The sequence below is a fragment of the Pseudolysinimonas sp. genome (genome assembly GCF_057350545.1).
The window spans coordinates 27956-47186 of sequence record NZ_JBMRCP010000115.1; the positions used below are offsets into that span (position 1 = coordinate 27956).

General features: G+C 70.4%; 18 protein-coding genes and 4 tRNA genes. 16 read left to right on the forward strand and 6 right to left on the reverse strand.

The genetic code is table 11. The features are described from left to right. Positions 1-69: 69 nt before the first annotated feature. Entirely contained in the window at positions 70-1443 is a 1374-nt protein-coding gene (locus tag ACO1X9_RS15755; protein WP_486351805.1) for an HRDC domain-containing protein, read from the reverse strand. Further along, entirely contained in the window at positions 1436-2032 is a 597-nt protein-coding gene (locus ACO1X9_RS15760; protein WP_486351806.1) for a DUF3000 domain-containing protein, read from the reverse strand. The genes ACO1X9_RS15755 and ACO1X9_RS15760 overlap by 8 nt, the downstream gene beginning before the upstream one ends. 92 nt (positions 2033-2124) lie before the next feature. Between ACO1X9_RS15760 and ACO1X9_RS15765 the strand changes: the two genes are divergently transcribed. Further along, positions 2125-3294 carry an alpha/beta hydrolase family protein gene (locus ACO1X9_RS15765; RefSeq protein WP_486351807.1) on the forward strand — a complete coding sequence of 390 codons (1170 nt, stop codon included), beginning with the start codon at positions 2125-2127 and terminating at the stop codon, positions 3292-3294. A 13-nt stretch (positions 3295-3307) separates the two neighbouring features. On the opposite strand, the gene ACO1X9_RS15770 is transcribed toward ACO1X9_RS15765, so the two are convergent. Genes ACO1X9_RS15770 through ACO1X9_RS15780 form a run of 3 tightly spaced genes read right to left on the reverse strand, consistent with a single transcriptional unit; the run spans position 3308 to position 5406 of the window. Continuing rightward, positions 3308-4024, reverse strand: coding sequence for a dihydrofolate reductase family protein (locus ACO1X9_RS15770; RefSeq protein WP_486351808.1), 717 nt, complete (start codon positions 4022-4024; stop codon positions 3308-3310). Beyond that, positions 4021-4458, reverse strand: a complete 438-nt coding sequence (locus ACO1X9_RS15775; RefSeq protein ID WP_486351809.1) for a SufE family protein — start codon at positions 4456-4458, stop codon at positions 4021-4023. Before ACO1X9_RS15775 ends, ACO1X9_RS15770 begins: the two co-directional genes overlap by 4 nt. Positions 4459-4506: 48 nt before the next feature. After that, on the reverse strand, positions 4507-5406 hold the full coding sequence (locus ACO1X9_RS15780) for a sulfurtransferase (protein ID WP_486351810.1): 900 nt from the start codon (positions 5404-5406) through the stop codon (positions 4507-4509). Positions 5407-5537: 131 nt separating this feature from the next. On the opposite strand from ACO1X9_RS15780, the gene zapE reads away from it, so the two are divergent. The 7 genes from zapE (at position 5538) to ACO1X9_RS15815 (ending at position 12296) form a co-directional block, all read left to right on the forward strand. Continuing rightward, the gene (zapE, locus tag ACO1X9_RS15785; protein ID WP_486351811.1) at positions 5538-6554 is read left to right on the forward strand and encodes a cell division protein ZapE; all 1017 of its coding nucleotides are present in this window, start codon (positions 5538-5540) and stop codon (positions 6552-6554) included. 233 nt (positions 6555-6787) lie between these two features. Further along, positions 6788-8050 carry an ammonium transporter gene (locus ACO1X9_RS15790; RefSeq protein ID WP_486351812.1) on the forward strand — a complete coding sequence of 421 codons (1263 nt, stop codon included), beginning with the start codon at positions 6788-6790 and terminating at the stop codon, positions 8048-8050. 89 nt (positions 8051-8139) lie between these two features. Next, positions 8140-9204: a hypothetical protein gene (locus tag ACO1X9_RS15795; RefSeq protein ID WP_486351813.1), complete on the forward strand. Its 1065-nt coding sequence runs from the start codon at positions 8140-8142 to the stop codon at positions 9202-9204. Then, positions 9201-9932, forward strand: a complete 732-nt coding sequence (locus tag ACO1X9_RS15800; protein WP_486351814.1) for a YqjF family protein — start codon at positions 9201-9203, stop codon at positions 9930-9932. The genes ACO1X9_RS15795 and ACO1X9_RS15800 overlap by 4 nt, the downstream gene beginning before the upstream one ends. Next, positions 9932-10567: a DUF7255 family protein gene (locus ACO1X9_RS15805; protein WP_486351815.1), complete on the forward strand. Its 636-nt coding sequence runs from the start codon at positions 9932-9934 to the stop codon at positions 10565-10567. Before ACO1X9_RS15800 ends, ACO1X9_RS15805 begins: the two co-directional genes overlap by 1 nt. A gap of 71 nt (positions 10568-10638) precedes the next feature. Further along, positions 10639-11019 carry a YciI family protein gene (locus tag ACO1X9_RS15810; RefSeq protein WP_486351816.1) on the forward strand — a complete coding sequence of 127 codons (381 nt, stop codon included), beginning with the start codon at positions 10639-10641 and terminating at the stop codon, positions 11017-11019. Positions 11020-11081: 62 nt separating this feature from the next. Beyond that, positions 11082-12296, forward strand: coding sequence for an RNA polymerase sigma factor (locus ACO1X9_RS15815; protein WP_486351851.1), 1215 nt, complete (start codon positions 11082-11084; stop codon positions 12294-12296). Positions 12297-12486: 190 nt separating this feature from the next. On the opposite strand, the gene ACO1X9_RS15820 is transcribed toward ACO1X9_RS15815, so the two are convergent. Beyond that, a tRNA-Val gene (locus ACO1X9_RS15820) sits at positions 12487-12562 on the reverse strand. Positions 12563-12676: 114 nt separating this feature from the next. Here ACO1X9_RS15820 and ACO1X9_RS15825 point away from each other — a divergent pair. The 8 genes from ACO1X9_RS15825 to ACO1X9_RS15860 all read left to right on the forward strand — a co-directional run bounded on the left by ACO1X9_RS15825 (position 12677) and on the right by ACO1X9_RS15860 (position 19222). After that, the gene (locus tag ACO1X9_RS15825; RefSeq protein WP_486351817.1) at positions 12677-13699 is read left to right on the forward strand and encodes a YncE family protein; all 1023 of its coding nucleotides are present in this window, start codon (positions 12677-12679) and stop codon (positions 13697-13699) included. A gap of 70 nt (positions 13700-13769) precedes the next feature. Next, positions 13770-13841, forward strand: a tRNA-Gly gene (locus ACO1X9_RS15830). A gap of 67 nt (positions 13842-13908) precedes the next feature. After that, positions 13909-13979: transfer RNA gene (locus tag ACO1X9_RS15835), tRNA-Cys, on the forward strand. 35 nt (positions 13980-14014) lie between these two features. Then, a tRNA-Val gene (locus ACO1X9_RS15840) sits at positions 14015-14086 on the forward strand. 124 nt (positions 14087-14210) lie between these two features. Beyond that, positions 14211-15434, forward strand: coding sequence for an HNH endonuclease signature motif containing protein (locus ACO1X9_RS15845; RefSeq protein ID WP_486351818.1), 1224 nt, complete (start codon positions 14211-14213; stop codon positions 15432-15434). 93 nt (positions 15435-15527) lie between these two features. Continuing rightward, on the forward strand, positions 15528-16046 hold the full coding sequence (locus ACO1X9_RS15850) for a hypothetical protein (RefSeq protein ID WP_486351819.1): 519 nt from the start codon (positions 15528-15530) through the stop codon (positions 16044-16046). Positions 16047-16151: 105 nt separating this feature from the next. Next, entirely contained in the window at positions 16152-18029 is a 1878-nt protein-coding gene (locus tag ACO1X9_RS15855; protein WP_486351820.1) for a glycosyltransferase family 2 protein, read from the forward strand. Further along, positions 18026-19222 carry a hypothetical protein gene (locus tag ACO1X9_RS15860; RefSeq protein WP_486351821.1) on the forward strand — a complete coding sequence of 399 codons (1197 nt, stop codon included), beginning with the start codon at positions 18026-18028 and terminating at the stop codon, positions 19220-19222. The genes ACO1X9_RS15855 and ACO1X9_RS15860 overlap by 4 nt, the downstream gene beginning before the upstream one ends. The last annotated feature ends 9 nt before the right edge of the window (positions 19223-19231 follow it).

Genomic DNA, 19231 nt, shown 5'->3' on the forward strand with positions numbered 1-19231 from the left:
CTCCACCTCTACTAGATCGGCTTGCTTCTCGATCCTAGGCAGGGGGTTTTGGGCCCGAGAATCCTTTGACTATTCCGACGACTCGGGCAGTTCGGGGGTTTCCGGCTGTTGTGGGTTCTCCACGAAGGCTTGCGCGATCAACTGTGCGGTTGCCTCAATCTGCCAGTCCCGTGCGCCGAGCTCCCGCAGCGCCTCCCCGACGGCTCCTGCGTCGATGTCGGCGGGCGGCGCCCACGCCACGCGGCGCAGGGTGTCGGGGGTGAGCACGTTCTCGGTCGGGATGTTGAGCTCCTCCGACCGCGCGACCACGGCGGCGCGGGCGCGCTTGAGCCTGCCGTCCGCTTCTGGGTTCTTGTCGGCCCACACCCGGGGCGGCGGCATCCCGTCGCCGGGCGGGCGGCTGACCGGCAGGTCGTCGGTCGTGAGCCCGCGCTCGACGGCACCCCACCAGCGGTCGAGCTGCGAGCGGCTGGCGCGGCCGTTGAACTCCTTCAGGGCCGCGAGGTCGCGCTTGCTCTGCGGCAGCGCGCGCGCCGCGGCGAGGAGCGACGCGTCGGGCACGAGCCGACCGGGCGCGCTGTCGATCTCGCGCGCGTAGTCGTCGCGCGCGATCCACAGCTCGCGGGCGACGGCGAGGTTGCGCTGTTGGCGCAGCGCGTGGATGCCGGACAGACGCCGCCACGGATCGTGCCGCGAGACGGGCTCGCGGTGCAGCACGGCCTCGAACTCCTGCCGAGCGATCTCGGTCTTGCCCTCCTGCTCGAGCAGCTCCGCGATCTTGTCGCGCAGGTCGGGCAGCAGCTCGACGTCGAGCGCCGCGTAGACGAGCCAGCTCTGCGGCAGCGGACGGGTCGACCAGTCGGCGGCCGAGTGCTCCTTGGCGAGGTGGATGCCGAGAAGGTCTTCGACGACGGTGCCGAGGCCGACGCGGGGGAGCCCGGCGAGCCGTGCGCCGAGTTCGGTGTCGAACAGCGATTCCGGGTCGAGTCCGACTTCGCGCAGGCAGGCGAGGTCTTGGCTCGCGGCGTGCAGGATCCACTCCTCGCCGGCCATCACCTCCGCGAGCTCCGAGAAGTCGCCGATCGCGGGTGGGTCGAAGAGGAACGACCCGGATCCGCGGCGGTAGACCTGGATCAGGTAGGCGCGCTGGGAGTAGCGGAACCCCGAGGCGCGTTCCGCGTCGACGGCGAACGGGCCGGTGCCCTGAGCGAGTTTCGCGACGGCGTCCCGGTACTGCTCGACGGTGTCGAGCACCTCGACGTGCTCGTGGGTCGTGTGCGCCGCGGCGGGCTTCGGAGCCTGAGCGGGTTCGCGTACCGGGGCGGGTTCGCGTGCCGGTGCGGGTTCGCGTACCTCGGCAGGTTCGCGAGCTGCCGGGGGCGGCGACGCAGCCGGACGCATCGGCTCGCTGTCCGGGGCGTGCGAGAAGAGGCCGTCAGCCACGCGCCGCTCGGCGATTCGGCAGCAGGCCGACGGCATCGGGCGTCGGCGGCAGCCCGGCGAGGCGACACAGCAGGTCGCTCCAGGCTTCGACGGAGGCACCGACGCCCGCGGCGTCGGGGGTCCACGAGGCGCGCACCTCGAGCTGAGCGCCGTCGCCCTGACCGGCGAGTTCGCCGAAGCCCGTGGAGAGCACCTTGGTGGCGGTGCCGGACGCGGCCGTGTAGCCGGCGTCGCGGGAGGTGAGGGAGTCGACGAGCCACGACCAGGCGACCTCGGCGACGAACGGGTCGAGACCGATGTCGGTCTCGAGCGGTGCCTGCGCGAAGCACACCACGCGGAACGCCCCGCCCCAGGCCTCGGGCTCTTCGGGGTCGTAGAGCAGCACGAACCTGCCGGTGCCCAGCACCGAGTCGAGGCCGTGCTTCACGGGGATGACGTCGGCGGCCATCGCGATCGCGTGCGGCGCGAGTCCGCCCGGTGCGGGGATCTCGCCGAGCTGCAACTCCGGACGGATGGTGGCACCGCGAACCGCGGTCAACGCACGACCGAACACGGCCGGAACGACCGGTTCGTACGCATCAGAGGCCACGAAAGGAACACTAGGGTTCATGACAGGGGCCCGTCACGTGCCACGCCGACACCGATCACGTCGCGAGGGTGGCGGCCACTGAGGAGGACGGCATGCGCACCCGCACGAAAATCGCCGTCGGCGGCGTCGTCGGAACCCTCGCGCTCGTCGGGGCGGCGGCTGTCGCGACCGCCACCGTCGCGGTGCTCGTGGCCCGCAGAGTGATCATCCCGCCGTCGCGTCGCGAGGAGGATGTCGCGGTGCGTGCCGTCGACCTCGACGAGGGACTCATCGTGCTCGACCGCACTCCCGACTCACTCCTCCCCGGCGACTACAGCTTCTGGTTCACGCGGGAGTCGGGCCATGCGCGTCTCGGCGAGATCGTCGCGACGACCTCCGATTCGGTGACCCGCCGCATCCTCGGGGTCGACCTGGGCGACCTCACCACGGCGCGTCGCGGTCGGCTGACCGGCTGGTTCTACCTGACGCCCGCCGACCTCGGCGTCGCATTCGACGACATCGACATCGCCACCCCGCTCGGCGACGCCCCCGCGTGGCTCGTCCCGCCGGCGTCGGGGGAGTCCGGCACGCGCTGGGCGATCCACGTGCACGGGCGCGCCGTGCGGCGCCCCGAGACGCTGCGTGCGGTGCCGATCTTCCGCGAGGCGGGGTTCACCTCGCTCGTCGTCTCCTATCGCAACGACGGCGAGGCGCCGCGCAGCGACGACTTCCGCTACGCGCTCGGCGACCGTGAGTGGCTGGATGTCGACGCGGCGATGCGCTACGCGGTCAGTCACGGTGCGACCGAGCTGGTGCTCGTCGGCTGGTCGATGGGTGGAGCGACGGTGCTGCAGGCGCTGACCCGCTCGACCTTCGGCGACCGCGTCGCGGGCGTCATCCTCGAGTCGCCGGTCGTCGATTGGATCGCGGCGCTCGACTTCCAGGTGAGGGTGCGTCGGCTGCCCGTGTTCGTGCGGTCGTTCGTCATCCTGCTCTTCCAGAAGCGCTGGGGGAGGATCTTCACGGGTCTCGCCGAGCCACTCGACGTCGACCGCCTCGACTTCGTGACGCGAGCCCGCGAACTCGATCGGCCGATGCTCGTGCTGCACAGCGACGACGACGGCTTCGTGCCCTCGACGGCGTCCCGCGCCCTCGCCGTCGCACGGCCCGACATCGTGACCTTCGAGGCGTTCGAGGTCGCCCGCCACACGAAGCTGTGGAACTACGACCGCGAGCGCTGGGAGGGTGCCATCCGCGGCTGGCTCGCGAAGCTGCCGCGCTGACCCGCGGGTCTCGCTACGGGGTCGGACGCCACCGCGCGTAGAGCGTGCCGGTGTCGTCGGCGAGAAGTTGCGTGAGCTCCAGGTCGCGCGGCCCGGGGGCGGCTCCGCCGAAGAGCACCTGCGGACGGCCGAGGATGCGCGGCACCGTCGTGAGGCAGAGCTCGTCGACGAGATCGGCGGCGAGCAGCTGGCCGACGAGACGCGGACCGCCCTCGCAGACGACGCGCGCGAGTCCCCGCTCGCGGAGCGCCTCGAGCAGGCGGGACAACGGCACGGCGCGGTCGCCGTCGACCGCGAGATATTCGAACGGTGCCGAGAAGGTGCGGCGTGCGCGGTCTTCCGCGCCGGAGGGGCCGACCACGAGGATGCGACCGGGCTCGATGTCGTCACGCACGGCCGCCCCGGTGAAGTCGCCGGTCGTCGTCAGCACCGTGAGATGCGTGCGTCTCGGTACGAGGCCCGGCTCGGCGCGCAGCGTCGCCGCGCCCACGAGCACGGTGTCGCTGACCGAGCGGATGGCGCCGAGCACGAGGCGATCGGCACCCGCCGTGATGCCCTCGCTCGTGCCCTCGGCATCCGACGTGCCGCCGTCGAGCGTCGCGACGAGGTTGACACGCAGGCCCGGCGGCGGATAGAGCGCCGCGACCTGCGCGCGCGCGTCGGGCGAGGTGGTGTCGATGGCGACAGCGTCGGTCGCGTCGCCCACGGGCGACAGCCGGCGGAGGATCACGCTGCGGTCTTCTCGCGCACCTGGCGCTTCGTGCGGCCGAGGAGCGCGGACATCCCTCGGATGCGCAGCGGACTCACGGCCTCGGTCAGCCCCAGCGTCAGGGGATAGTCGTCGGGCACGTCGAGCACCTGTTGCACGGTGAGTCCGGCGAGGCCCTGCACGAGGATCGAGGCGAAGCCGCGGGTCGTCGGCGCCTCCTTGGGAGCCGTCGCGTGGAGGTGCACGATGTCGTCGACGACCTCCACGAAGATGAACACCGGCGACTGGCACTCCTCGACGCGCTCGAGCAGATCGGGATGGTCGGCGTACCGCTCGGGCAGCTCGGGCAGCTCGTTCGCGAACTCCAGCAGCAGCTGCAGGCGTTCGTATTGTTCGAGGGCCAGGAAGTCGTCGCGCGTGGTCGCGAGCGCGGACGGCAGGTCGGAGTCGCTCACGTGTTTCAGCCTACTTCGCGGCGCCGCCCGCCTACTTCGCGGGGTCGACTACTTCGCCGGGATGTCGCCGGGCTCGGCGCCCTTGACGATCGGGACGCGCACCGCGCTGCCCCACTCGGTCCACGAGCCGTCGTAGTTGCGCACGTTCTCGAAGCCGAGGAGGTGCTGCAACACGAACCACGTGTGGCTCGAACGCTCACCGATGCGGCAGTAGGCGATGACGTCGTCGCCCTCCTTCAGCCCGGCACCGTCGCGGTAGATCGCGTTGAGCTCGTCGGTCTTCTTGAAGGTGCCGTCGTCGGCGACCGCCTTCGCCCACGGCACGCTCTGGGCGCTCGGGATGTGGCCCGCGCGCAGGGTGCCTTCTTCCGGGTAGGCCGGGGCGGTGGTGCGCTCGCCCGAGTACTCCTCGGGGGAGCGCACGTCGATCAGCGGGTTGCCCAGGTGGGTGAGCACGTCGTCCTTGTAGGCGCGCAGCTTCGTGTCGTCGCGCTCGACGACCGGGTAGTCGGTTGCGGGCCGGGTCGTCGCCTCGGTCGTGTAGGGGCGCCCTTCGGCCTCCCACTTCGCACGGCCACCGTCGAGGAGGCGCACGTCGTCGTGTCCGAAGAGCGAGAACACCCACAGCGCGTAGGCGGCCCACCAGTTGTTCTTGTCGCCGTAGATGACGATGGTGTCGTCGCGCGAGATGCCCTTCGCCGAGAGGAGCTTCGCGAACCCGGCCCCGTCGAGGTAGTCGCGCACGACAGGGTCGTTGAGGTCGGTGTGCCAGTCGATCTTGACCGCGCCCTCGATGTGGCCGGTCTCGTAGAGCAGCACGTCTTCGTCGGATTCGACGACGACGAGCCCGGGCGTTCCGAGGTTGTCGGCGAGCCACTGGGTGCTGACGAGTCGCTCGGGATGGGCGTAGCCCGCGAACTCGGGGGAGGCGTCGGTCTCGACGGTCATCGGATGCTCCTGTGGATAGGGTTGGTGCGTTGTCTTTCAGGTTAGGCAGTCGGCTCTCAGCCCGCTGGTGTGCCGTAAGAGTTCGACACACGTCCGCCGTCTCCAGCCGGCACCGTTCCGACAAGGCTCCCATGACCACGATCACTTCGCTCCTCGACCGCGCGCCGGCGATGTCGGGCGACGAGATCGCGGGCTCGCTCGTGCCCCCGCGTCAGTTCGACGACGCGACGCTCGACAACTACCGACCGGATGCCGACTACCCGTCGCAGACGGAAGCCGTCGAGCGCGCGCGGGCGTTCGCCGCGGGATGGAAGGGCAGTGGCGGGGGAGGGCTGTTCCGCAAGAAGGGCCCTGCACCTGCGAAGCCGGGGCTGTACCTCGACGGCGGCTTCGGCGTCGGCAAGACCCACCTGCTCGCGGCCCTCTGGAAACTCGCGCCGGGCCGCAAGTACTTCGGCACGTTCATCGAGTACACCGCGCTCGTCGGCGCGCTCGGCTACCAGGCCACCGTGAAGCTGCTCACCGGGTCGACGTTCGTCGCGATCGACGAGTTCGAACTCGACGATCCGGGCGACACGATGATGATGACGCGGCTGCTCGGTCAGCTCGCCGAGTCGGGCACGCGCATCGCGGCGACCTCCAACACGCCGCCGAACGCGCTCGGCGAGGGGAGGTTCGCCGCGGTCGACTTCCTCCGCGAGATCCATGCGCTCGCGGAGCGCTTCGACATCCAGCGCATCGACGGTCTCGACTACCGCCGCCGCGACGTCGAAGGGCACGCCGTCGCCCTCGCCGACGAGGCCGCGCTCGATGCGGCGGTCGACCGGATCGGCGGCACCGTCGCGGTCGACGACTTCGACGCCGTGCTGCGGCACCTCGCGACCGTGCACCCGTCGCGCTACGTGAAGCTGCTCGACGGGCTCTCGGCGGTCGGGCTGCGCGGCGTGCGTGTGCTCCAGGACCAGACGGATGCCCTGCGCTTCGTCGCCGCGGTCGACCGGCTCTACGACGCGCGAGTCCCGGTGCTGGCGACCGGGGTGCCGCTCGATCAGGTGTTCGGTGAGGACATGCTGGCGGGCGGCTACCGCAAGAAGTACCTCCGGGCGATCTCGCGCCTCATCGCGCTCACGTCGGGCGCTCGGGAGTAACAGCCTCCCCGCAGCGCTCCACCGCCAGCCCGATTGCGAGACTCCAAGCGGATCGGTGGCCGCGCGAAACACGATGTTTACACCGATGCCCGGGGTGTAACGATCGCGAAACATTCACACAGTGCTCCGGTAACACCCCGCCGACAGACTGACCGGCGTACCCGAGGCACGACTCTCTCCCGAGTGCGACGGTCCGACGGTGCATCTCCTGCAACCCCTAGAGAGGTTTTGAAATGGATCAAGGCAACACCGCCTTCCTGCTCATCGCGGCCGCTCTCGTCCTTCTCATGACCCCGGGACTCGCGTTCTTCTACGGCGGTCTCGTGAAGGCGAAGAGCGTGATCAGCATGATGATGCTGAGCTTCGGCGCGATCGGGCTCATCGGCGTCCTGTGGGTCATCTACGGCTACGCGATCGCGTTCCCGGGTGCCGAGGGCACGATCTTCCCGTGGTCGTTCGACTCGGGCGCGGTCTTCCTCAACAACCTCCTCGAGGTTCCCGAAGGCGCCGCGTATCCGCCGCTCGCGTTCGCCGCCTTCCAGGCGACGTTCGCGATCATCACCGTCGCCCTGATCTCCGGTGCGATCGCCGACCGCGCGAAGTTCGGCTCCTGGCTGATCTTCGCGGGTATCTGGGCCACCGTGGTCTACTTCCCCGTGGCGAGCTGGGTCTTCAACTTCGGTCTCGCCGAGGACGGAAGCTTCGCCTACGGCGGTTGGATCACGCACGGCCTGCAGTCGGTCTTCGGCGTAGGCACGATCGACTTCGCCGGTGGCACGGCGGTGCACATCAACGCCGGTGCGGCCGCCCTGGCCCTGGCGCTCGTGCTCGGCAAGCGCGTCGGCTTCGCGAAGGGTGCGCACCAGCCGCACAACCCGCCCTTCGTGCTTCTCGGCGCCGGCCTCCTGTGGTTCGGCTGGTTCGGCTTCAACGCCGGATCGGAGCTCGCCGCTGACGGCACCGCGGCACTCGCGTTCATCAACACGATCGCCGCTCCCGCCGCCGCGCTCCTCGGTTGGCTCGTCGTCGAGAAGCTCAAGGACGGCAAGGCCACGTCGGTCGGCGCCGCCTCCGGTGCCGTCGCCGGTCTGGTCGCGATCACCCCCGCGTGCGCCTCGCTGCACCCGCTCTGGGCGATCGTGCTCGGCCTCGTCGCCGGTGTCGTCTGCGCCCTCGCCATCGAGCTGAAGTTCAAGCTCGGCTTCGACGACTCGCTCGACGTCGTGGGCATCCACCTCGTCGGCGGTCTCATCGGAACGCTCTACCTGGGCTTCCTCGCCAACGGCACGGGACTCTTCTTCAGCGGCGACCCGTCGCAGCTGATCGTGCAGGCGATCGCCGCCTTCGGCGTGATGATCTACTCGTTCGTGCTCGCGTTCGTGATCGGCTTCATCATCGAGAAGACGATCGGCTTCCGCGTGAAGAACGAGGACGAGCTCGCCGGCATCGACACGATCGTCCACGGCGAAGAGGGCTACGTCCTCGACGCCAAGTAGGTCGAGCACCTGGCCGTACTCAGTCTGTTCGCTGATATGGCCGCGCGGGGCGCCGTCTCTTCGGAGGCGGCGCCCCGTACATTCGCTCCATGACCACGCTCTTCGTCGCGATCTCGTTCGCGGGCGGCGCGCTGGCCACTCTCGCCGCCTTCCAGCTCGTCCGACCGGTGCTCGGCGGCCGCATGATCTGGCCGGCACTCGCCGCCGCGGCACTCACGACCCTCGTCACGAGCCTCGCCGGCACCCTGAGCGGCATCGCTCGGCTCGACTACCTGCTGGCGCTCTCGGCGTTCACGCTCCCCGTGCTTGTGATGCTCGAGGCGGCGGCCATCGGCTCCGGCGCCGACCGCCTGTCGCGCTGGGCGCTCATGCTCACCTGGGGAGTCGTCGTCTTCCCGGCGGCCGCCCTCGTGCCGCTCGCGCTGACCGCATCCTGCCGTTTCACGGGCTGCGCCTTCGTCGACTTCGGCGGGGCGCTGCCGCTCTTCGTCTCCGCGAGCGCCTTCGTGCTGCTCGCCTGGGCACCGCGTCGTGCGCGGGCGCTGCCGATCCCACGCGGTCAAGAGGCACTCGCGGGCGTGCTCGGATTCTGGTTCGCGTTCGCGCTCTGGCTCACGAGTCTCGAGGCGGCGTTCGACGCCTACCTCCCGCGCATCCTGCTCGCCGGGGCGGTCGGGCCGGCGGCCGCCGCGCTCGGCTGGTTGCTCGTCGACCGACTCAAGGCCGTCGACCGCTCGGTGCCCCGTTCCCTCGGTTTCGGGTTCCTCGCCGGCATCGCCGCGACCACGTCGGGTGCCGTCACGGTGTCGTTCCCGTGGTCGGCGGTCGTGGGCATCCTGGCCGGCATCCTCGCGGCGCTCATCCACTCGGCTCGGCCGATCTCCCGGGCCGGGCCGGCTCCGCGCTGGGGACTCACACTGCTCGGGGCGACCGCGGTCGGCTTCCTCGCTCCGCCGGTCTGGGGTGACACGATCGGCATCCTGTTCAGCGCGCAGGTCGGGATCCTCGCCGCGCCTCTCATGGCGTTCCTCGGCGTCGCGGTCGGATCGGCGCTCGTGTCGGCGCCGGTCTGGGTGCTGCTGCGGCGACGCCAGGCCGCTCGGGAGGACGCCGATGCCTCCTCCGGTCCCGGCGAGAAGTCGGCGACAGCGTGACGGCACGGATGCCGGAGCCGATCTCGCGCACCGCGCCGCCGCTCGCGGGTCCGGCGATCGCGAGCCAGCGCTGGAGCGACCTGACCTTCCTGCACTGGCGGGTCGAGTCGTCGCGGATCGCGCCGCTCCTCCCGGCGGGCGTCCGCCCCGACGAGCACGACGGCTCGACGTGGGTGGGGCTCATCCCGTTCCTGCTCGACCGGGCGACGATCTTCGGCAGCCCGCCCGTCCCGTATGTCGGCACCTTCGTCGAGGTGAACGTGCGCCTCTACGGCGTCGACGCCGCGGGTCGGCGCGGAGTCGTGTTCCGGTCGCTCGAGGCGTCGCGGCTGCTCGCGGTCCTCGCCGCGCGGGCCGCGTTCGCATTGCCCTACGCATGGGCGTCAACGTCGATGGCGCGGTCGGGAGACGTGATCGATTACCGATCGCGACGCCACGTCGGCGGGGTGTCGAGCCGGATCGTCGCACGGGTGGGCGACGTCGTCGAGGCCGACCCGCTCGCCGACTTCCTCACGGCGCGATGGGGGATGTTCACGCGCCGCCGCGGTCGCACGGTGTTCATGCCCAACTGGCACGAACCGTGGCCGCTCCGCGCCGCCGAGTTGCTCGAGCTCGACGACGGGCTCGTCGCGGCGGCGGGACTGCCGGGGATCGTCGATCGGGCACCCGACTCGGTGCTGTTCTCTCCCGGGGTCGAGACCCGCTTCGGACGACCGGTGACGGACTGATGGCGAATCAGCGGCAACGGCAGGCGCGGCTCGCCAGCCTGCTCTCCGACCTGGGTCGGCGCGAGGCTGCGGTGCGACCACCCGCGCCGCGTCTCGACGCGATGCCGCCGGTGGCCGCCGAGCGCGTGCTCGATCTCTATCGCGCGCTCGGCGGGAGCGCCGCGGAGTTCGTCGTGTTCCGCCCCGGGGTCTGGGACATCGTGCTCACCGACGGACTGATCGTCGAACTCGACGAGGAGCAGCACTTCAACCGCTACCGCCGCGCGACCCTCGAACCGGACTGGGCCGACGGGCTGCCGTGGGCATCCGACTACCGGCGTTACTGCGACGAGGAGGAGGCGGCGGCGCTGCGGAAGGCGAAGCGCGGCGGCTATTGGGCGAGTCCGTCGACGGAGCGGATGTTCGGGCCCGCCGCGGAACCCGGCGAGTTCACCGGCAACGGCTCACCCCGGTGGAAGCAACGCGCGCTCTACGACGCGATGCGGGATGCCCTCGCCGCCGCCGGGGAGGTGCGGCTCGCCCGCGTCGCCGTGTGGGATGAGCTCGAGGGGGCGACGCTCGCTCGGGTGCTCGACGGACGGGTGGACGTCGACCCCACGGCGCTGCTGGAATTGCTCGACCGTCGAGGAATCTGAGCTGAACTGTCGTTTCCGGCCCGAGCCGTTCGTCGCGGGGGTGAGGACAATCCTCGAGAAGGAGAGACACCATGCGCTATCTGATGTTCGTCGTCGCCGACCCGGCGGCGGAGCCGTACGACCGTGAGCAGGACAACATCGGCCAGTGGGTCGAGGAGATGACCGGGCGCGGCATCGCGATCGACGGCGACCGCCTGCGTCCCGTCGAGGATGCGACGACGGTGCGCGTGCGCGGGGCCAAGCTGCTCGTCACCGACGGTCCGTTCATCGAGGCGAAGGAGTGGGTCGCGGGGTTCGACATCCTGGAGTGCCGCGACCTCGACGAGGCGATCGAGGTCGCGTCGAAGCATCCGATGGCGCGCTTCGGCACGCTCGAGCTGCGTCCGTTCTGGCCGCTCGAGGTCGACGAGGACGGGCATCCCGTCGAGGACGCGGCCGGGGGCGCCGACTGAGTCCCGACGTTCCCGGCGTCGCCGAGACGCTCGCGCGCGCCCACCGGGAGGAGTGGGCGCGCATCGTCGCGACGCTCATCCGTGTGACGGGGGACTGGTCGCTCGCGGAGGACGTCGCGCAGGGCGCGTTCGAGAAGGCGGCGACGCGGTGGGTCGCCGACGGGATCCCGGACAACCCCGGCGCCTGGTTGACGACCGTCGCCCGCAACGCCGCGCTCGATGTGCTGCGTCGGCAGACGAACGAACTCAGGAAGCTCAGGGAGGTGACGGTGCTGGATGAGCGCGGCGGCGCCTCGGTCGCCCCCGACCCCGCCGACGCGGCAGCTCACACCTGGGACGAGGATGCCGACGACAGGTTGCGTCTCATCGTCACGTGCGCGCACCCGGCGCTCGCGATGGAGGCCCGCGTCGCTCTGACGCTCCAGACGGTCGGAGGCCTCACGACGCGCGAGATCGCGGCGAGCTTCCTCGTCTCGGAGGCGACGATGGCGCAGCGCCTCGTGCGGGCGAAGCGGCGCATTCGCACCGCGGGCATCCCGTATCGCGTGCCGACGGCGGAGGAGCTGCCGGCTCGGCTCGACGGCATCCTCGCGGTGCTGTTCGTGATCTTCTCCGAGGGCTACTCCGCGTCGTCGGGGACCGGCGGTATGCGCCTCGATCTCGCGGCCGAGGCGATCCGGCTCGCGCGGTTGGTCGTCGAGGTCGTGCCGGAAGACGACGGTGACGAGACGCGGGCGCTGCTGGCGCTCATGCTGCTCCACCACGCGCGACGCGGGGCGCGTGTCGACGCCTCAGGTGACCTGGTTCCGCTCGAGGAGCAGGACCGTCGCACCTGGGATGCCGGGATGCTCTCCGAGGCGGCGGCGCTGCTCGATCGACCGTACCGGGTGCGCGGCGGCTACCGCGTGCAGGCCGAGCTCGCCGCCGCCCACGCGCTCGTGAGCGAGGTGGCGTTGACCGACTGGCCGCGCATCGTCGAGCTCTACGACGAACTCGCGACGTTCGGGGAGTCGCCGGTCGTCGCCCTCAACCGCGCGATCGCGGTGGGCTTCGCCGACGGCATCCCGGCCGGGCTCGCCGCGCTCGACCGTCTCGTCGCCGAGGAAACGTTGGGGGAGTACCACCTGCTGCCTGCCGCGCGCGCCGACCTGTTGCGGAGGGCGGGTCGAGATGCGGAGGCCGTCGACGCCTACCGGGAGGCGCTGCGGCTCGCGCCGACGGATGCCGACGTGCGGTTCCTCCGCCGACGGCTGCGGGAACTGGGGCACGAGGTCTGATCCCGGGGTCGCCCTGTCGATTCGCGGCCTCGCCGAACGTCGACAGGGTGAGACCCCGAGGAGGACCGCGTGAGCATCCGCGCACTGGTCGTCGACGTCATCGTCGCGATCGCCAACCTGAGCCCCGAGCAGCGTGACGCGATGCGGGGGCAGCTGCTCCGCGTCGAGCGGGAGCCGGAGGGCGAATGAGTGGTGGGCGATACCAGACTCGAACTGATGACCTCTTCCGTGTGAAGGAAGCGCGCTACCAACTGCGCCAATCGCCCGCGGGCTCCATCCTGCCATATCGCGACACCCGGTCGTGTCGCGCCGACGGTGGCCGCGTCCCATTCCCCGGGCCCCCGGACCCTCCCGGAACGTCGCGACTCTAGGCTGACGCCATGCCCGCAGGACGCTTGCTCGTGGTGGAAAAGGCCGACCGCTCGGTCGGGGTGATCGACCTCGACTCGGGGCGCCGGATCGGGGGAGTGCGCGCGAGCGGCTTCACGCCGCACGAGGTCGTCGCGACCGCCGACGGTAAGCGCGCGTTCCTTCCCGTCTACGGCGATGCGAACGTCGGGCAGCCCGGCGTCGACGGGCAGACCATCGATGTGATCGATCTGCGCGAGCTCGACGACCGGAAGGTCAAAGAGGACAAGGGTCAGCACGTCACGATCGATCTCGGTGAACCGGCCCGCCCGCACGACGTCGCGCTCGGCGTCGAGGGCCGCATCTACGTCACCACCGAGAACCTGCGCGCGGTCACCATCCTGGATCCCGAGACCCTCGAGGTCGTGCAGTCGGTACGCACCGGGCACGACCAGTCGCACATGGTCGCGCTCTCGTCCGACGGCCGGTTCGCCTACACCGCGAACGTCGAGCCGGGCAGCGTGAGCGTGCTCGACCTCGGCGCCGGAACCCTCATTCAGATCGTCAAGTTCGGCACCAGGATCAACCGCATCTCGATCGCGCGCGACGACAGCGTCGTCTACGTCGCCGACCAGGAGTCGCCGCGACTCGGCATCCTCTCCACCACCGACTGGTCGATCCGCTGGGTCGTGCTGCCGGCGATCGGCTACGCCACCGCGCCGACGCCCGACGGCACCCGCCTGCTCATCGGCTTCCGGCCGACGTCGCAGGTCGGCATTCTCGATCTCGTGTCGGGGGAGCTGCTGAACCTGCTCGACGTGCCCCCGACACCGCAGCGCATCGTCATCCCGCCGCCGCGCACGTCGGAGGAGGATCGCGAGCGCACCGCGTCCGACGAGCGGCCCGACGACTACGCCTACGTCTCGTGCGACCAGTCCGACCTCGTCGTCGAGATCGACATCGCCGCCGGCGAGGTGCGCCGCGAGATCGGCGTCGGCGGCTCGCCCGACGGACTCGCCTGGTCGCGCGTGCCGCCGGAGCGGGCATCCGCGTAACACGGCGCGTTCGGTTTGGCGGGGGTCGAGGCATCGGCTAGAGTCGAACCCGCACGCGCAAGCGGGCAACGCGGATGTGGCGCAGTGGTAGCGCATCACCTTGCCAAGGTGAGGGTCGCGAGTTCGAATCTCGTCATCCGCTCGAGGGAGAAGTCTCACGGTCCAGTCGGACCGCCGGTCACACGGCGGAACGGGTGGCCCACACACATGGTGGCGTGGCCGAGAGGCGAGGCAGCGGCCTGCAAAGCCGTCCACACGGGTTCGAATCCCGTCGCCACCTCTCTCACCCACCCGGATAGGTACCGCGCCGGGAACGGGCGATTGGCGCAGCGGTAGCGCGCTTCCCTGACACGGAAGAGGTCACTGGTTCGATCCCAGTATCGCCCACCGAATGAGAGCCCCGCCGGTCGGGGGCTTTCTGCTTCTCCTCCCCAGACCAGCGATACCGATCGATCGCAAAGACCTGATCGTAGTCGGGTCCGATGTCGGTGGCAGGTGCTCTACTGAGGTCATGGAAGACCTCTGGCTGCTCGACGAGACGCACTCCGACGTGCGCCTCGAGTTCGGGCTCGCCGAGGCCGAGATCGCGGCGGCGGCCATCGCGCGGGCGACCGCGGCGCAGATGCGCGCGATCGTCGAGGTGCTCGACGAGGCACGCCGCCACCCCGGGTCGTTCATCGTGCCCCAGATGATCGGTCGGATGGCCGACGAAGAGCTGCGCTCCTACGCCGAGCGCGCCGCGGCGGCCGATCTGGCCGCGCGCATCGGGATGGCGGAGGGCACCGTCTTCGTGCTGGCTCACCAAGGGCGGTCGCTCCTGCGTGCCACGCCACGCGTCTGGGCCGCCTTCCGCGACGGTGGAATCTCGGCGCCCAACGCTCGGGCGCTGGCCGACCGGGTGGCGGATGTTCCCGACAGCCGCTGGCGCGAGCTCGACGAGGCCGCTCTGACGTTCGCGGGGCTTTCGCCGGCGCGATTCGCCGGCCGCCTGCGCACCGTGGTCGAGCGACTCGCGACCGAGCCCCTCGCCGTGCGGCATCGACGTGCTGCCGAACGACGTCGCCTCTGCATCGACTCGGATCGCGACGGAATGTCATGGCTCGGTCTCTACGTACCCGACGAGGCGGCGGCCCGGGTGATGGCTCGTGTCGACGAGGAGGCGCGTCTGCTCTCGTCGCTTCCCGGCGAGACTCGCACGAAAGACCAGCTCCGAGCCGACATCGCCGTCGACCTCTTGACCACCGGTACGGGCGGTGAGACCGCCGTCCGGGCGACGGTCCTGGTCACCGTCCCGGTGCTCACCCTGCTCGGCTGCTCCGACGAGCCGGCGACGCTCGACGGTGTCACACCCATCGACGCCGAGACGGCCCGTCGACTCGCAGCCGACGCTCCCTCGTTCCAGCGTCTCCTCACCCACCCGGTCTCGGGTGCGCTGCTCGACGTCGACAGAACCAGCTATCGCCCTCCGGCCGACCTCCGCAGGGCGGTGCTGGCACGACATCCACGGTGCGTGTTCGTCGGCTGCGGACGCCGGGCGCGCGACTCCGACCTCGACCACGGCGACGACTGGGCGGATGGCGGGGTCACCTCGGTCGAAAACCTCGCGCCGCTCTGTCGACATCACCACCGTCTGAAACACGTCACACGGTGGCGATATCGGCGCGCTGACACGGCGTTCGAATGGACGAGTCCGACCGGTGCCGTCCACCGTTCCGACGACCCGCCGCCGTTCTAGAAGACTCGAGCGCTCTCCGACTCGGCGCTATCCGACCGCGCGTTCGCGCGCAAGACACTGGGCGACACCGCACGACACCGTCAGGCTCGACCCATGTCCCGAGACGACGACCCGACGAAACCGCTGCCGGCATCCGATCAACCTGCGTCCGACCGACCGACCCCGGGCGCGGCCGACCAGCCGACCGAGCCGCTCGGCGTCGAACCCGCCGATGTCGACCCCGTCGCCGACGCGCCCGTCATCGCACCGCATGTCCCCGTCGCCGACGTCCGCACCGCCCAGCTCGATGCCGCGGCGCCGCCGCCTCCGCGGCGCACGCGAGCCGATCGCGTCCTGATCGGCGTCCTGATCGCGGTGGTCGTCGTCGGAGCGCTCGTGTTCGCTCTCGCGGCGCTCGGGCCTCTGCTCTCCCGCAGCGGGACTCCGCTGACGCCCGAGTCGCCGTCGTCGACGCCGACCCCGACGCCCACCGAGCAGGTCGAGACGCCGGTCGACCCGGCTCCCGCCGAGCCCGAGCCCGAGCCGGAGGAACCGGCGCCGACCCCTGAGCCCACGACCCCGGTCGAGCCGACCGACCCACCCGTCGACCCGACCCCCGCACCCACCCCGTGAGGTCCTAGCGGCCGCCGATGGCGGGAAGCGTCAGGGGCACGCCTCCCCGACCCATCGGTGCATCGGGGGTTGCTCCCGGGGACGCCCGGGGTACACGATGGAGTCATGGCACGGGGGGTGCCCTCGACGCAGAGTGCCGAGTTCGCGGAGCTTCTGGTCGGATCGGGGCTGATCACAGAGGAACAACTCGAACTCGCGCGCGCCGCGAAGGAGCGCACCGGTTCCCACATCGACGAGGTGCTCATCAGCCTCGGGATGATCTCCACCGACGAACTGCGCAGCCTCATGGCGCGCACATGGGGCATCCCCGTGATCGACCTCGCGGCGACCGAGCGTGACGAGCAGCTCATCAGCCGCTGGTCGGGGCAGCGGATGATCGCCGAGAACTGGATGCCGGTGCGCCGCGACGGCGACGGTCGCGTCCTCGTCGCCACGGCGCGGGTGCCCGACGCCGAGCGTCGCGCGGAGATCGAGGCCGTGATCGGGGAGCGGGCGAGCTTCGTCGCGGCGACCTCGTGGGACATCCGCAACCTCGTGCTCACCGTGTTCCGCACGCAGATCGCCGACGAGGCGGCGAACGAGTTGTTCCGTCAGAACCCGGGCTTGTCGGCGCGCGTCGTGTTCTCCCGTGGTCAGAAGGTCGGCTTCATCGCCCTCGGCATCCTGACCCTCGCCGCCCTCATCGTCTGGCCGGTGCCGACGGTCGTCACGATCATCACCGTGGTGAGCGTCACGTTCCTCGCGAGCACGGTCTTCAAGTACGCCGTCGCGATGCAGGGTGCCAAGTACGACATCGTGGAGCGGGTCACGCGCGAACAGGTCGAGAACCTGACCGATGCCGAACTGCCCGTCTACACGGTGCTCGTCCCGGTCTTCAAAGAGGCGAACATCGTGCCGCAGCTCGTCGGCAACCTCGGCAAGATCGACTACCCGGCCGACAAGCTCGAGGTGCTCGTGCTGATCGAGGAGGAAGACCACCTCACCCGAGACGCGTACCTCGGGTCGAACCCGCCGCCCAACTTCCACATCGTGACCATCCCGAAGGGCACCCCCCAGACGAAGCCGCGGGCCTGCAACGTCGGGCTGTTCTTCGCGTCGGGGGAGTACCTCGTCATCTTCGACGCCGAAGACGCCCCCGAGCCCGACCAGCTCAAGAAGGCGTTCATCGCCTTCCGCCGCGGCGGCGCGAAGACCGTGTGCGTGCAGGCGGCACTCAACTACTTCAACGCCGACGAGAACGTGCTCACCCGCATGTTCACGCTCGAGTACAACTACTGGTTCGACTACATGCTCGCCGGACTCGACGCCTACGACCTCCCGATCCCGCTCGGCGGCACGAGCAACCATTTCCGCACCTCCGCGCTCATCGAACTCGGCGGCTGGGACCCCTACAACGTCACCGAGGATGCCGACCTCGGCATCCGCGCGAGCGCGCTCGGCTACCGGGTGGGGGTGATCAACTCCACGACGATGGAGGAGGCCAACACCTCGATGCCGAACTTCGTCCGCCAGCGCAGCCGGTGGATCAAGGGCTACATGCAGACCTCGCTCGTGCACGCGCGTCGCCCGTTGGCACTCATCCGCGAGATCGGTCTGCGACGCTTCGCGGCGTTCGCGCTGCTCATCGCCGGCACGCCGCTCACCTTCCTCGGCGTCATCCCGCTCTACCTCGTGACGCTGCTGTCGGTCTTCGTCCCGAACGGATGGTTCAGCCCCTACTTCCCGGTCTGGCTGCTCTGGATCACGCTCATCAACTTCATCATCGGCAACGCCGTCATGGTCTACCTGTCGATGATGGGGCCGTTCAAGCGCGGCACCTTCGACCTCATCCTCTGGGCCCTGCTCAACCCGGTGTACTGGATCCTCCACTCGCTCGCCTCCTACAAGGCGCTCTGGCAGCTGCTGTTCAAGCCGCACTACTGGGAGAAGACCGAGCACGGGTTGACGAACCGCAGCCACGACGCCGAAGCGGTGGCTCCGTGACGGCCCCGGTGGTCTCGCGCGACGGTGACGAGCGGATGTCGCCCGACCGCCACCGGCACGGACGCGTCGCGCCGCGCACGCGTCTCGACGACTTCCCGCGCGACCCGCTGCTGCGCTGGTCGCTGCGACTGGCTCTCGCGGTGCCCTACCTGCTCGTCGCCTGGTTCGGCACGGGCGGGCGCACCGCGGAGGTCGCCACCCCGAATCAGCAGCTGCTCGACCACCTCGCGACGATCGAGTGGAACCGCGCCGACCCGGAGTGGATCGGGCAGATCTTCCCGCCGCTCAGCACCCTGCTCGCGGCGATCATCCCGGGTGGGCGCGCGGGGCTCGCGGTCGCGGGTGCGCTCGTCGCAGGCATCCTGCTGCAGAAGCTCATCGAGGTCATGGTGCAGCGGCGCTTCCCGCCGTCGACGATCGTCCTGCTCATCCTCGCTCTCGCCGCGAACCCGCTGTTCGCGTACAACGCGACCGAGAACTTCGCCACGTTCCTCGGCCTCAGCTTCTTCGCCCTCGCCGCGGCCGACCTCGGGCGCTTCGTCTCGTGGCGCAACACCCGCGCGGGGTTCCGAGCGGGCATCCTGCTCATGCTCGCCACCCTCTCCGACCTCAGCGGACCGCTCTACGTGCTCACGGTCGCCCTCGCCGCGCCGTTCCTGTCGCTCGCCCGCGCCGACCAGAAGGGGGCGCGGGGCGCGAACGTGCTCGTCGTGATCTATCCGACGGCGGCCGCGCTCGGCGCGATGTTCTTCCTCAACTGGATCTTCACCGGCCGGCCGCTCAATTCGATCGGGGAGGGGCTGCTCGCGGGCACCGGCGAACGGTGGACCCGCCTCGGCGACGTGATCTTCAGTACGAACGGCGCCCTCCTCATCGCCGCGGTCGTGAGCGCCTGGCTGGTCGCGATCATCGTGCGGCGACCGGGCGCGATCTTCATCTCCACCCTCGTCTTCCTCGCGATCCTCGGCGCGTTCGTCGCCGGACTCATCCCCTCGGGTTCCGCGGGCAACACGTTCATCCTCATGACGAGTCTCGCGATCGCCCTGATCCCTGCCGCGCGCACCCGATGGCAGACCTTCCTGTCCGACCTCGTCGCGGTGGCGCAGATCGGCATCGCGTGGGCGACCGCCCTCACGCGTCCGATCGTGCAGGAGTGGATGGCCGGCGTGGGTGCGGGGCTCGGGCTGAACTGAGCGAGTGGC

Coding starts and splice junctions, on each gene's coding strand:
- ACO1X9_RS15805 (WP_486351815.1), top strand. CDS start 9,932: ATGGCGAATCAGCGGCAACGGCAGGCGCGGCTCGCCAGCCTGCTCTCC.
- ACO1X9_RS15855 (WP_486351820.1), top strand. CDS start 16,152: ATGGCACGGGGGGTGCCCTCGACGCAGAGTGCCGAGTTCGCGGAGCTT.
- zapE (WP_486351811.1), top strand. CDS start 5,538: ATGACCACGATCACTTCGCTCCTCGACCGCGCGCCGGCGATGTCGGGC.
- ACO1X9_RS15825 (WP_486351817.1), top strand. CDS start 12,677: ATGCCCGCAGGACGCTTGCTCGTGGTGGAAAAGGCCGACCGCTCGGTC.
- ACO1X9_RS15780 (WP_486351810.1), bottom strand. CDS start 5,406: ATGACCGTCGAGACCGACGCCTCCCCCGAGTTCGCGGGCTACGCCCAT.
- ACO1X9_RS15845 (WP_486351818.1), top strand. CDS start 14,211: ATGGAAGACCTCTGGCTGCTCGACGAGACGCACTCCGACGTGCGCCTC.
- ACO1X9_RS15795 (WP_486351813.1), top strand. CDS start 8,140: ATGACCACGCTCTTCGTCGCGATCTCGTTCGCGGGCGGCGCGCTGGCC.
- ACO1X9_RS15790 (WP_486351812.1), top strand. CDS start 6,788: ATGGATCAAGGCAACACCGCCTTCCTGCTCATCGCGGCCGCTCTCGTC.
- ACO1X9_RS15850 (WP_486351819.1), top strand. CDS start 15,528: ATGTCCCGAGACGACGACCCGACGAAACCGCTGCCGGCATCCGATCAA.
- ACO1X9_RS15810 (WP_486351816.1), top strand. CDS start 10,639: ATGCGCTATCTGATGTTCGTCGTCGCCGACCCGGCGGCGGAGCCGTAC.
- ACO1X9_RS15765 (WP_486351807.1), top strand. CDS start 2,125: ATGCGCACCCGCACGAAAATCGCCGTCGGCGGCGTCGTCGGAACCCTC.